General features: G+C 65.8%; 14 protein-coding genes. 7 read left to right on the top strand and 7 right to left on the bottom strand.

Translation table 11 applies throughout. From position 1 onward, the window contains the following. Positions 1–173 precede the first annotated feature (173 nt). The 4 genes from lplT to thiD are packed head-to-tail and all read left to right on the top strand — an operon-like array spanning position 174 to position 3,798. A complete protein-coding gene (gene lplT, locus AWB80_RS16155) occupies positions 174–1,481 on the top strand; it encodes a lysophospholipid transporter LplT (RefSeq protein WP_061175680.1) in 1,308 nt (435 codons plus the stop codon). Positions 1,482–1,512: 31 nt separating this feature from the next. Continuing rightward, a complete protein-coding gene (gene thiM, locus AWB80_RS16160; RefSeq protein WP_061175681.1) occupies positions 1,513–2,328 on the top strand; it encodes a hydroxyethylthiazole kinase in 816 nt (271 codons plus the stop codon). A 2-nt stretch (positions 2,329–2,330) separates the two neighbouring features. Continuing rightward, the gene (thiE, locus tag AWB80_RS16165) at positions 2,331–2,978 is read left to right on the top strand and encodes a thiamine phosphate synthase (RefSeq protein WP_061175682.1); all 648 of its coding nucleotides are present in this window, start codon (positions 2,331–2,333) and stop codon (positions 2,976–2,978) included. 7 nt (positions 2,979–2,985) lie between these two features. Beyond that, positions 2,986–3,798, top strand: a complete 813-nt coding sequence (gene thiD, locus AWB80_RS16170; RefSeq protein WP_061175683.1) for a bifunctional hydroxymethylpyrimidine kinase/phosphomethylpyrimidine kinase — start codon at positions 2,986–2,988, stop codon at positions 3,796–3,798. Here thiD and AWB80_RS16175 read toward each other — a convergent pair whose 3' ends face one another. From AWB80_RS16175 to tsaB, 4 genes are read right to left on the bottom strand one after another with little or no spacing between them, the layout of a single operon-like run. Beyond that, positions 3,799–4,776, bottom strand: coding sequence for a DUF1853 family protein (locus AWB80_RS16175; protein ID WP_061175684.1), 978 nt, complete (start codon positions 4,774–4,776; stop codon positions 3,799–3,801). Then, a complete protein-coding gene (locus AWB80_RS16180) occupies positions 4,776–5,672 on the bottom strand; it encodes a uracil-DNA glycosylase (protein ID WP_061175685.1) in 897 nt (298 codons plus the stop codon). The genes AWB80_RS16175 and AWB80_RS16180 overlap by 1 nt, the downstream gene beginning before the upstream one ends. Next, a complete protein-coding gene (rimI, locus tag AWB80_RS16185) occupies positions 5,659–6,153 on the bottom strand; it encodes a ribosomal protein S18-alanine N-acetyltransferase (protein ID WP_061175686.1) in 495 nt (164 codons plus the stop codon). The genes AWB80_RS16180 and rimI overlap by 14 nt, the downstream gene beginning before the upstream one ends. Next, entirely contained in the window at positions 6,150–6,929 is a 780-nt protein-coding gene (gene tsaB / locus AWB80_RS16190; protein WP_061175687.1) for a tRNA (adenosine(37)-N6)-threonylcarbamoyltransferase complex dimerization subunit type 1 TsaB, read from the bottom strand. The genes rimI and tsaB overlap by 4 nt, the downstream gene beginning before the upstream one ends. A gap of 168 nt (positions 6,930–7,097) precedes the next feature. Here tsaB and AWB80_RS16195 point away from each other — a divergent pair, with 168 nt between their 5' ends. After that, entirely contained in the window at positions 7,098–7,367 is a 270-nt protein-coding gene (locus tag AWB80_RS16195) for an acyl-CoA-binding protein (protein ID WP_061175688.1), read from the top strand. Between the two features lie 262 nt (positions 7,368–7,629). On the opposite strand, the gene AWB80_RS43295 is transcribed toward AWB80_RS16195, so the two are convergent. Further along, positions 7,630–7,824, bottom strand: coding sequence for a hypothetical protein (locus AWB80_RS43295; protein WP_143328057.1), 195 nt, complete (start codon positions 7,822–7,824; stop codon positions 7,630–7,632). Here AWB80_RS43295 and AWB80_RS16200 point away from each other — a divergent pair. After that, the gene (locus AWB80_RS16200) at positions 7,823–9,460 is read left to right on the top strand and encodes a DEAD/DEAH box helicase (protein WP_061175689.1); all 1,638 of its coding nucleotides are present in this window, start codon (positions 7,823–7,825) and stop codon (positions 9,458–9,460) included. The two genes, AWB80_RS43295 and AWB80_RS16200, sit on opposite strands and share 2 nt — an antisense overlap. A 6-nt stretch (positions 9,461–9,466) precedes the next feature. Here the strand turns inward: AWB80_RS16200 and AWB80_RS16205 are convergent, their stop codons facing one another. Further along, positions 9,467–9,658, bottom strand: coding sequence for a hypothetical protein (locus AWB80_RS16205; protein WP_143328058.1), 192 nt, complete (start codon positions 9,656–9,658; stop codon positions 9,467–9,469). Between the two features lie 143 nt (positions 9,659–9,801). On the opposite strand from AWB80_RS16205, the gene aceA reads away from it, so the two are divergent. Beyond that, entirely contained in the window at positions 9,802–11,109 is a 1,308-nt protein-coding gene (aceA, locus tag AWB80_RS16210) for an isocitrate lyase (RefSeq protein WP_061175691.1), read from the top strand. Positions 11,110–11,234: 125 nt separating this feature from the next. On the opposite strand, the gene AWB80_RS16215 is transcribed toward aceA, so the two are convergent. Then, positions 11,235–11,669 carry a universal stress protein gene (locus AWB80_RS16215; RefSeq protein ID WP_061124593.1) on the bottom strand — a complete coding sequence of 145 codons (435 nt, stop codon included), beginning with the start codon at positions 11,667–11,669 and terminating at the stop codon, positions 11,235–11,237. Between the last annotated feature and the right edge of the window lie 48 nt (positions 11,670–11,717).

Below are 11,717 nucleotides of genomic sequence, written 5' to 3' on the forward strand. Positions count from 1 at the left end.
GAAACTCGCGCACGGACGTGTCATTTCGCACGCGATCGGGATGAGTGCTAGTCAGAATGCGCCTATTTTCGTGTTATAAAGCCGTGCGCACAACCCATTTCGAAAGGCATAAGCCCGGACGCATAACAGGCGCCCGGGGCGGATCACCCGCAGTGAGGAAAGCTTCGGATCAGATGAAAAAAGGTTTTTACACCATCATGGCCGCGCAGTTTTTCTCATCGTTGGCCGATAACGCGTTACTGATCGCTGCCATCGCTCTGCTGAAAGACCTTCACGCGCCGAACTGGATGACGCCGCTGCTCAAGCTGTTCTTCGTCCTGTCGTACGTGATACTCGCGGCCTTCGTCGGCGCCTTCGCGGATTCCCGGCCCAAGGGCAAGGTGATGTTCGTGACCAATTCGATCAAGGTCGTCGGCTGCGTGACGATGCTCTTCGGCGCGCATCCACTGCTCGCGTACGGCATCGTCGGCTTCGGGGCCGCTGCTTACTCGCCGGCGAAATACGGCATTCTCACCGAACTCCTGCCAGCCGACCGGCTCGTCGCCGCGAACGGCTGGATCGAAGGCACGACCGTCGGTTCGATCATTCTCGGCACCGTGATGGGCGGCGCGCTCATCAGCCCGCATATCGCGAGTCATCTGCTGTCGCTGAACATTCCACGCATTCACACGCCCGCCGAAGCCGCGATGCTCGTCATCATGCTGATATACGTGATCGCCGCGATGTTCAACCTGCGCATCCCCGACACCGGCGCGCGCTATCCGAAGCAGGAAACGCGGCCGCTCAAGCTCATCACCGATTTCGCCGACTGCTTTCTCGTGCTGTGGCGCGACAAGCTCGGCCAGATCTCGCTCGCCGTCACGACGCTCTTCTGGGGCGCGGGCGCGACGCTGCAGTTCATCGTGCTGAAGTGGGCCGAAGTGTCGCTCGGCATGACGCTTTCGCAGGCCGCGATCCTGCAGGCGGTGATCGCGGTCGGCGTCGCCGTGGGCGCGGTGCTCGCGGCGGCGCGCGTGCCGCTTAAGCGCTCGCTCAGCGTGCTGCCGGTCGGCATCATCATGGGCCTCGCCGTCATGCTGATGGCCTTCTACACGCGCCATCTCTTTCCCGCTCACTGGGGCATCTATTTCGGCAAGATGCACTTCCCCGGCTATCTGCTGATCGCGTATCTGTTCCTGATGATCGTCGGCGGCCTGTCGGGCTTCTTCGTCGTGCCGATGAACGCGCTGCTCCAGCATCGCGGGCACGTGCTGCTCTCCGCCGGACATTCCATCGCCGTGCAGAACTTCAACGAGAACCTTTCGGTGCTCATCATGCTGTGCCTCTACGCGGTGCTCGTGTGGCTCGACGTGCCGATCCAGTTCGTCATCGTGCTGTTCGGCTCGTTCGTCTGCCTGATGATGTACTTCGTGATGCGGCGGCATCAGGCCAATCAGCGCGCGTTCGATTCGGTCGCGCTGATCGGCGAAGCGCGGCACTGACGCGTCGCGCACGTTCCAATCGACTTTCATCATGCTCGCCGCCGACCTTTTCTCGTTCGTCACCCGCGTGCGGGAGCGCGCGCCGCTCGTCCATTGCCTGACGAATCTCGTCGTCACCAACTTCACCGCGAACGTGCTGCTCGCGATCGGCGCCGCGCCCGCGATGGTCATCGCGCGTGAGGAAGTCGGCGAATTCGCGCCGCTCGCCAATGCGCTGTCGGTCAATCTCGGCACGCTCGACGTGCCGCAGAGCCGCGCGATCCGCGCCGCCGTCGACGCCGCCAACGGCGCGGGCAAGCCGTGGGTGCTCGATCCGGTCGCGGTCGGCCCGCTCGCGTTTCGCACGGAATTCGCGTTCGAACTGCTCGATGCAAAACCCGCCGTGATTCGCGGCAACGCGTCGGAAATCATCAGTCTGTCGGGCGGTGCGTCGAGCGCACGCGGCGTCGACAGCACCGCCGCCACCGACGCCGCGCTCGACGCCGCGCAGATTCTCGCGCTGCAGTCCCAGGCCGTCGTCGCGGTGACGGGCCAGACCGACTACGTGACCGATGGCCGGCGCGTGATCGCGCTGTCCAACGGCTCGCCGTTGATGACGCGCGTGACGGGCGTCGGCTGCGCGCTGTCGGCGACGGTCGCGGCGTTCGTCGGCGCCGCGCCGGATCGCGACGCGTTCTGGAGCGCGACGGTCGCCGCCATCGCGTATTCGACCATCGCGGGCGAACTCGCCGCGCGCGATGCCGCCCTGCCCGGCAGCTTCGCCGTCGCGTATCTCGACCGGCTCGCATCGCTCGATGAAGCCGAGTTCGAGAAAACGCTCGTGCAGCGCGATATCGTGTCCGGCTGATCATGCGCGCCTCGTTCGATCTCTCGCTCTATCTCGTGCTCGATCCGGTGCAGTGCGGCGGGCACGACGCGGCGCTTGACGTCGCGCGGGCCGCGCTGGAAGGCGGCGCGACGTTCGTGCAACTGCGCGCGCCCGACTGGCACAAGCGCGCGTGGTTCGACCTCGCGCGCGCGCTGTTGCTGCTCACGCGCGCGCACGGCGTGCCGTTCGTCATCAACGATCATGTCGATGTCGCGCTCGCCGTGGGCGCGGATGGCGTGCATATCGGCCAGCGCGATCTGCCCGCCGATATCGCGCGGCAACTGCTCGGGCCGAGCGCGTTAATTGGTCTGTCGGTGTCGAATCTCGCTGAAACCGCCGACGCGGACAAGCTCGCCGGTGTCGTCGACTATCTCGGCGCGGGCCCCGTCTACGCAACGCCGACCAAGACCGACGCCTCCACGCCATGCGGCATCGACGGCCTCGCTGAAATTTGCGCCGCCGCACGCTTGCCGACCGTCGCGATCGGCGGCATCCAGGCGCACAACGCGGCGGATGTCATGCGCGCGAAGCCCGCCGGTCTCGCGGTCGTTTCCGCGCTCTGCAAGGCCGCCGATCCGCGCGAAGCGGCCGCGGCATTGCGCGCGACCATCGCGCGCGCCCGAACCTGATCTTTCCATGTCCGCAACGAAACCCATTCCCAACGTCCTCACCATCGCCGGCTCCGACTCGGGCGGCGGCGCGGGCATTCAGGCCGACCTGAAAGCCTTCTCCGCGCTCGGCGCGTACGGCGCGAGCGTCATCACGGCGCTCACCGCGCAGAACACGCGCGGCGTGACGGCGGTCCACGCGCCGGAGCCCGCGTTCATCACCGCGCAGCTCGACGCCGTGTTCGACGACATTCGCATCGACGCGGTGAAGATCGGCATGCTGGCGAACGCGGACATCGTGCGCGCGGTCGCCGCTGCGCTGAAGCGGCATCGGCCGATGCATGTCGTGCTCGATACCGTGATGATCTCCAAGAGCAATCACGCGCTGCTCGCGCCGGAAGCGGTCGCCGCGCTGCGCGACGAACTGCTGCCGCTCGCGACGCTCGTCACGCCGAATCTGCCCGAGGCGGCGGCGCTGCTCGGCGTCGAAAGCGCCGTCGACGAAGACGCGATGGTGCGGCAAGGCGAAGCGCTGCGTGCACTCGGCGCGCGCGCCGTGCTGATGAAAGGCGGCCATCTCGCCTCGTCCGATAGTCCCGACTGGCTCATCGAGGCGAACGGCTCGCTGCGGCTCGGCGGCGCGCGCGTGCCGCTCAAGAACACGCACGGCACGGGCTGCACGTTGTCGTCCGCGATCGCGGCGCTGATCCCGCAAACCGACGATCTGGCGAGCGCCACCGCCGAAGCCAAGCGCTATCTGACCGGCGCGATCGAAGCGAGCGTGCGGCTCGACGTCGGTCACGGCGTCGGGCCGGTGCATCATTTCTATCGCTGGTGGTGATCAGGGCGCCGAAGCGGCGAACGCGCGCGCACGTTCCGGCCAGTCGTCCGGCACGATGAAACCGCGCGATTCCTCGGTCCAGTTTCCGGCGTCGTCGCGCAAGTAGGCAGCGATCATCGTCGGTGAGGCGGTCGTTTCCAGACGTGTACGAATATCGTCCGATTCAGCGATGAGCGATTCGGCGTCGCTCGCATCGAGCCGCCGCGACGCGAGCCACGCCATGCGCGGCTGAACGACCCAGGCGCGTTCATCGCCCGAAGCGCGTGCCCGCGCCTCGCGCCATTCGGATGCCGTCAGCCACCATCCGCGTAAATGATTCGCGCCGAGTTCGGGCGCGGCATCGATGCGCTCGCCGGCGAGGCCGTGATAGAAGAGCCGCCCCTTGATGAACAACTGCGCGCGCCACGGCCCTTCGAAGCCGAGCGCGGCGAATTCCGCGCGCGAGGTCAGCGCGAGCTGATGCGTGACGAGCCGCGCGTGTTTCAGATCGAAGCGATCCTGCAGATTCGGACCCACGTAGTCCGACAGACGCGCCGCGCGCGACGCATCGCCATTGCCGATATGCAGGTAGAACTTCACCGCGAGTTCCCAATGCAGACGCACGTCGTTCGCCGTCTCCAGCAGGAAATCGCATTCGCCGATCGTGCGCCGCTGAAGCCGCAGCGGCACGTTCGCCGCGATGAGGCGCGCCGCCGGTCCGCCTGCCAGAAAGTATCGAAGCAGGCTTTCAGCATAGATGCCGAGGCGCGTGAATCTGGGATTGCGTGTGTGTTCGTGCAGCGATTGCGGTGACGCGTCGAGCGCCTTCAGCCATGCGAGCGTCGCATCGCGCTCCGCTTGCGAGGCGAACGGATGCGCCAGTGTCGCATCGCCCTCGCGCAGCAGATCGGGGGCGAACAGCAGCCAGGCGAGATCGCGCACGGTGATGTCGTCGAAACGATCGACGAGACGCGTGAGTTCGCTCGCCCCGGCGGCCATCAGATGCCGTCCTTCTGCGCTCCCTGCTCGACGCCGAGCGCGGCGAGCGCCTCGCGATACGTGTTGCGCGCGAGACAGAGATCGGCCCACGCCTTCGACTTGTCCTGCAGGCTGCGCAACAGATAAGCCGGGTGATACGTGACGATGACCGGCACGCCGCGATACGCGTGCACGCGCCCGCGCATCGACGCGATGCTGGCTTCGTTCTTCAGGAGACTTTGGGCGGCGAAACGGCCCATCGCGACGATCACCTTCGGCTTGACGAGTTCGACCTGCCGTTGCAGATACGGCTCGCAGCGCGCGACTTCATCGAGTTCGGGATTACGGTTGCCGGGCGGCCGGCACTTGATCACATTCGCGATATAGACGTTCGATTGCCGCGAGAAATCGAGCGCGCGCAGCATGTTGTCGAGCAGCTTGCCCGCCTGGCCGACGAACGGTTCGCCCTGCTTGTCCTCGTTCTCGCCCGGCGCTTCGCCGATCAGCATCCAGTCGGCTTCGCGGTCGCCGACGCCGAACACCGTGTTGGTGCGGCGCTCGCACAGCCGGCAGCGCTCGCAGTTCGCGACACGCTCGGCGAGCGCGTCCCAGTCGAGCGTGTGGACGTCGTCTGGCGCTTCGGCGACGACGGCGGGTTCCAGATGGACGGGGGCGTCGTCGGTCCAGGGGAGATCGTCGTAGGCATCGAGCGGCGGTGTGTCGGGGTCGCTCTGCACGACGGGCGGCGACGGTTCAGCGGATTTCGGCGCTTCGACCGCTTGCGCCGCTTGTGCGATGGGCGCGACCGGTTCGGCGGGCGCAGGTTCTTCCACGCGCGGCGCCACGGCCACGACACCGCGCCGGACCCAGACCGGCCCGATTCCCAGTTCCTCGATCAGCGATTCATCCAGCGCCATGCGCACTCTCCTTCAAAAACGCCAGACGCATGACGATGGCGTCCTCGCGCGAGCGATGCCGCGCGGGGTAATAGTTCTTGCGACGTCCGATGGCCGTGAAGCCGAAGCGCTCGTATAGCTGGATCGCGCGCGGATTGGACGGCCGCACTTCGAGCAGCACGCCTTCGAGTTTCTCGGCGCGCGTGATGCGCACCGCTTCGCGCAGCAGCGTGAGCCCCGCGCCCGCGCGCTGCGCCGCCGGCGCCACGCACAGATTGAGCAGATGCATCTCGTCGACGACTGGCATCAGCACGCAATAGCCGATCAGCGTGCCGGTCACGTGGCGCAGACACACGCCGTAGTAGCCGTTGCGCAGCGAATCCTGGAAATTGCCGCGACTCCACGGAAACTCGTAGGCGAGCTTTTCGACCGCGGCGACTTCGTCGAGGTCGGCTTCGGTCATCGGCGTGAGATAGCGGTCCGCCAGCAATACCCCGCTCACCGAAGCGCCTCCTCGCGGGCTTGCATGCGTTCGGCCGTGGTCTGGGCGACCTTGTCGCGCACATATTCCGGCGCGGCGAGCTCGGGCGCGACGGTGCGCCCCGCCCGCAGAGCGCGCAGGCCGATGAGCGCGACCGGCAGCGCATGCGGCAGCGCTTCACGATCGACGCGCGCGGCTACGGCCAGCGCCGGCAGGCGATCGCCGAACGCCGCGGCGGCGTTGCCGGCAAGCGCGAACGGCACGTCCGGCAGCGGCAGCGCGCCGGGCGCATCGAGCGCGGCCGAATGCAGCGTGCGCCATTCGGCGGCGGCGGAATCGAATTCGAAGTCGGCCCAGTACACCTCGTCCATGCGGGCGTCGAGCGCGGTGAGCACGCGCGGCGGAATCGACGGATCGTTCAGCCGCGCGCCTTCCGCGCAGGCGAGCAGCGTGCTGACCGGCACCACCGGCACGCCCAGCCCGAACGCCAGTCCTTGCGCGACGCCCGTCGCCGTGCGCAGGCCGGTGAACGAGCCCGGTCCGGCGCCGAACGCGATGGCCGCGCAATCGGCGAGCGCGAGGCCCGCTTCGTCGAAGAGTTCGCGCACGGCGGGCAAGAGGCGCGTGCTCGAAACCGCGCCGGTCGCTTCGTGACGGAACCACACGCGCGTGTCGCCGTTTACGTACTGCGGCGCGGCGGCGGAATGAGCGGAGTCGGAGGCGGTGTCGGCGAGCAGGAGCGCAACGGAGCAAAACTCCGTCGAGGTGTCGAGGGCGAGCAAAACGGTGCGTGTCATAGCCAGTATTGTAATGCGGGACATGCGCCGCATTCGCGCGAAGCACGCACGCGAATCGATCCAAAGCGCATCTGGAAGACCCGCTCGGTTCGAGGAAAGCCTCGACAGGCCGCGCGAGTCCGGCTTGCTAAGATCGTGCGGTCCAATTTCGAGAAGAACGGAGAACGCATGACCGACATCGATCAGCAATTCGCGCAGGCCCAGACCGACGTCACTGAACTACCCGAACGTCCGGGCAATCTCACGCTGCTGCGCCTCTACGCGCTTTTCAAGCAGGCGAGCGTCGGCGACGTGCAGGGCGACAAGCCGGGCTTCGCCGATATCGCCGGCAAATACAAGTACGAAGCATGGTCCGCGCTTCAGGGCACGCCCGTCGATGATGCCAAGGCGCGCTACGTCGAACTCGTCGAATCGCTCAAACGCGGCGAAGCGGCCTGAGGCCAGCGCGTTTCCCGCCGCGCCGTTCCGTGCCCAGGGACGGCGCACAAACGCGTCAAAATGTGGCGCAGTGCAGCAAAATCAGATATACTGTCGGTCAGCGCTTCACTGTGAGTCGGCTGCTTTCTGGCAAAGCCTCACGCAGCAAGGCGCTTCGTAGCGTTTTGCTCCAATCCAGTTTAGAAACTGTCCCCTCCCTGCTAGGCCGTTGCGCGGTTGTCTTGCGCGCAGTTTTCCCGGCCCGTCATGCATCAGGCTGACGTCAGCGCCCGTCGTTCTCTTCGGAACGATCGAGCCTGTCGAATCCGATACAGCTTCTAACAAAGATGCTCGCCGCACGTTCGCGCGAGTAGCCCCCGTTTTTCGATTTGCCCGCTGTTTCTTCGCTCGCTGAATCCAACGACTTGGGTATGCCGATTGGCGCCGACGCCTTATTTCCCGTTTCAAGGATCGACATGACTTCGAGCTTCACCGCTAGCCCGTTGGACAATCTCGCAGCAACCATTGGCATTCCCTCCTCGGCCGATACCCCGGCGACCGAAGCACCCGCCGACAAGCCCACCGGCCCCTCTTTCGAATCCCTCGGCCTGTGCGCCGACATCGTGTCCGCGCTGACCGCCGCGGGCTACCAGAACCCGACGCCCGTGCAGCAGCGCGCGATTCCCGCTGCGCTCGCCGGACGCGATCTGCTCGTTTCCAGCCCGACCGGTTCGGGCAAGACGGCGGCTTTCATGCTGCCGGCCATCGAAAAATTCTCGCAACTGCAAAAGCAGGAAGCGCAGCAGCCGCGCGAGCCGCGTGATCCGAACGCAGCCCGTGGCCGCCGTCCGCAGCCGGTCGCCCGCCCGCGCCTGCTCGTGCTGACGCCGACGCGCGAACTCGCGATGCAGGTTTCCACCGCCGCGACCACGTACGGCAAGCACCTGCGCCGCCTGCGCACCGTCAGCATTCTCGGCGGCGTCGCCTACGGCCAGCAGTTGATGCTGCTCGCGAAAAACCCCGAGATTCTCGTCGCGACGCCGGGCCGTCTGATCGATCACCTCGAGCGCGGCCGTATCGATCTGTCGAACCTGGACATGCTTGTGCTCGACGAAGCCGACCGCATGCTCGACATGGGCTTCATCGAAGACATCGAGCGCATCGTCGACGCGACGCCGGCCACGCGCCAGACGCTGCTCTTCTCCGCGACCATCGACAGCAAGATCACGTCGCTGACGGGGCGTCTCCTGAAGGACCCGGAGCGCATCGAGATCGTGCAGAAGCTCGAAGCGAGCGGCAACATCGCGCAGACCGTGCATTACGTCGACGACCGCGATCACAAGGATCGTCTGCTCGATCATCTGCTGCGCGGCGAAGGCCTCGATCAGGCGATCGTCTTCACGGCGACCAAGAGCGACGCGGACCTCATCGCCAATCGTCTCGCGGACGCGGGCTTCGAATCGGCCGCGCTGCACGGCGACCTGCCGCAAGGCGCGCGCAACCGCACGATCCGCGCGCTGCGCGAGCGCCGTGTGCGCGTGCTGGTGGCAACCGACGTCGCCGCGCGCGGCATCGACATTCCGGGCATCACGCACGTCTTCAATTACGATCTGCCGAAGTTCGCGGAAGACTACGTGCACCGTATCGGCCGTACGGGCCGTGCGGGCCGCAGCGGTACGGCGGTCAGCCTCGTGCATCACGCCGAAATGGGCGCGCTGAAGCGCATCGAGCGTTTCGTGCGCAATCCGCTGCCGGTGAACGTCATTGCGGGCTTCGAGCCGCGCAGGGCGCCGCCCAAGGGCGGTTTCGGCGGCGGCGGCCGTGGCCGTCCGGGTGGCGGTAACGGTGGCGGACGCCGCTTCGGCAGCGGTGGTGGCGGTAATAGCGGCAGCGGTCGCGGTTACGGTGCGGGCAACGCCAGCGGCTACGGCAATAAGTCGAACGCCGGTGCGCGCGAAGGCGGCTATCGCAGCGGCAACAGCGAAGGCGGTTATCGCGGCGGCAACAGCGAAGGCGGCTACCGCGGCGGCAATCGTGAAGGCGGCTTCGGCCAGCGCGACGGCTACAGCGCGCGCCGCAACGACGGTCCGCGCGCCCCGCGCCGCAGCAGCTAAGCGCGATCAGGAAGCGGCGCCCGCGCCGTTGTTCCACGCGATGAAAAAACCGATGCCTCGTGCATCGGTTTTTTTTTCGTCCAGTCGCCATATTTCACGATGTGCAATAGTCTTTTGCGTCGCAAAAGATGTGCTGCGCGGCACAAATCGATACGTTGCAAGATAGAAAAAGGTATTCCGCAATACGATATGACGCACGTATCTCATTGAATCATAGCGATTAAATTCATCCGGAAATCTCGCTCCGAGGGGTGTTTCGGCGAGGTCGGTTTGCCTAGACTCTTATATAAGAGTTATCGCCTCACTATTTGTCGTTCAGTCCAGTCTCAAGGAGAAACGCCATGACCTCGCGTCAACAACAAGCCCAGCAACTCCAGCAGCAGTGGGAAACCGATCCGCGCTGGAAAGGCATCAAGCGCGGCTATTCGGCGGATGACGTGGTGCGTCTGCGTGGCTCGTTGCAGCCGGAACACACGCTCGCGCGCCGTGGCGCGGAGCGCCTGTGGGCGTCGATTCACGAGGAGCCGTTCGTCAACGCGCTCGGCGCGCTGACGGGCAATCAGGCGATGCAGCAGGTCAAGGCCGGCCTCAAGGCGATCTATCTGTCGGGCTGGCAGGTGGCCGGCGACGCCAACGTCGCGGGTGAAATGTATCCGGACCAGTCGCTGTATCCGGCGAATTCGGTGCCGCTCGTCGTGAAGCGCATCAACAACACGCTCACGCGCGCCGATCAGATTCAATGGTCGGAAGGCAGGAATCCGGGCGATGAAGGCTATATCGACTACTTCGCGCCGATCGTGGCCGATGCCGAAGCGGGCTTCGGCGGCGTGCTCAACGCGTTCGAACTGATGAAGGCGATGATCGAAGCCGGCGCCGCGGGCGTGCATTTCGAGGATCAACTTGCGTCGGTCAAGAAGTGCGGCCACATGGGCGGCAAGGTGCTCGTGCCGACGCGCGAGAACGTCGCGAAGCTGTCGGCCGCGCGCCTCGCTGCGGACGTGTGCGGCGTGCCGACACTGCTCATCGCCCGCACGGACGCCGAAGCCGCCGATCTCGTCACCTCCGACGTCGACGACAACGACAAGCCGTTCCTGACCGGCGAGCGCACCGTGGAAGGCTTCTTCCGCACGAAGCCGGGGCTCACGCAGGCGGTGTCGCGCGGCCTCGCCTACGCGCCCTACGCCGATCTCGTGTGGTGCGAAACCGGCAAGCCGGATCTGGAATACGCGAAGAAGTTCGCCGAGGCGATCCACAAGCAGTTCCCGGACAAGATGCTGTCCTACAACTGCTCGCCGTCGTTCAACTGGAAGAAGAATCTGGACGACGCGACCATCGCCAAATTCCAGCGCGAGCTGGGCGCGATGGGCTACAAGTTCCAGTTCATCACGCTGGCCGGCTTCCACGCGCTGAATTATTCGATGTTCAACCTCGCGCACGGCTACGCCCGTTCGCAGATGAGCGCGTTCGTGGAGTTGCAGCAGGCCGAGTTCGCCGCCGCCGACAAGGGCTTCACGGCGGTCAAGCATCAGCGCGAAGTGGGCACGGGCTACTTCGACGCAGTAACGCAGACGGTCGAGAAGGAGTCGTCGACGACCGCGCTGCACGGTTCGACCGAAGACGAGCAGTTCTTCGACAAGAAGGTGGCGTAATACCGCAGCAGGCAGGCTGAATCAGGGAGAGCGGTGAAAAGAAGCGGCGGCCGGGCGCATGCAGCAATGCTGCCCAGGCCGCCGCTCAAACGAAAGCGCATTGCGTGCGCTTTTCGTTTGCGGCATCAGCGGTAAACGATGACCGGAATCTTGGTGTGCGTCAGTACGCGCTGCGTTTCGCTGCCGATAAGCAAACTTCCGAGGCCGCGGCGTCCGTGCGATGCCATCAGAATCACGTCGCAGCCATTTTGCTCCGCCGCTTCGATGATGCCGATGTAAGGCGCGGCATCGATGCTCGTCACGCTCGCGCACGGCACGCCGGCGCTTTCGGCGGCGCGCTCGACCGCACGCAGATGTTCGCGCGCTTCGTTCTCGGCGCGCGCGTGGAAGTCGTCGGGCGGCTCGACGGCGACATCGGCGAATGGCGAGTACGGGTACTGAGGCAGGCACGCATAGGCCGTGATGCGCGCGCCGACGGATTGCGCGAGATCGATCGCGCCGTCGATGGCTTTTTGCGAAAGCTCGGAGCCGTCGGTCGGCACGAGGATGTGTTTGAACATGGCGTCCTCCGCAATACGTGTGGGTGCGTGGTTCCATTGTAGTAACGG

Origin of the sequence: Caballeronia pedi, assembly GCF_001544915.2 — a bacterium.
Taxonomy (GTDB): domain Bacteria; phylum Pseudomonadota; class Gammaproteobacteria; order Burkholderiales; family Burkholderiaceae; genus Caballeronia; species Caballeronia pedi.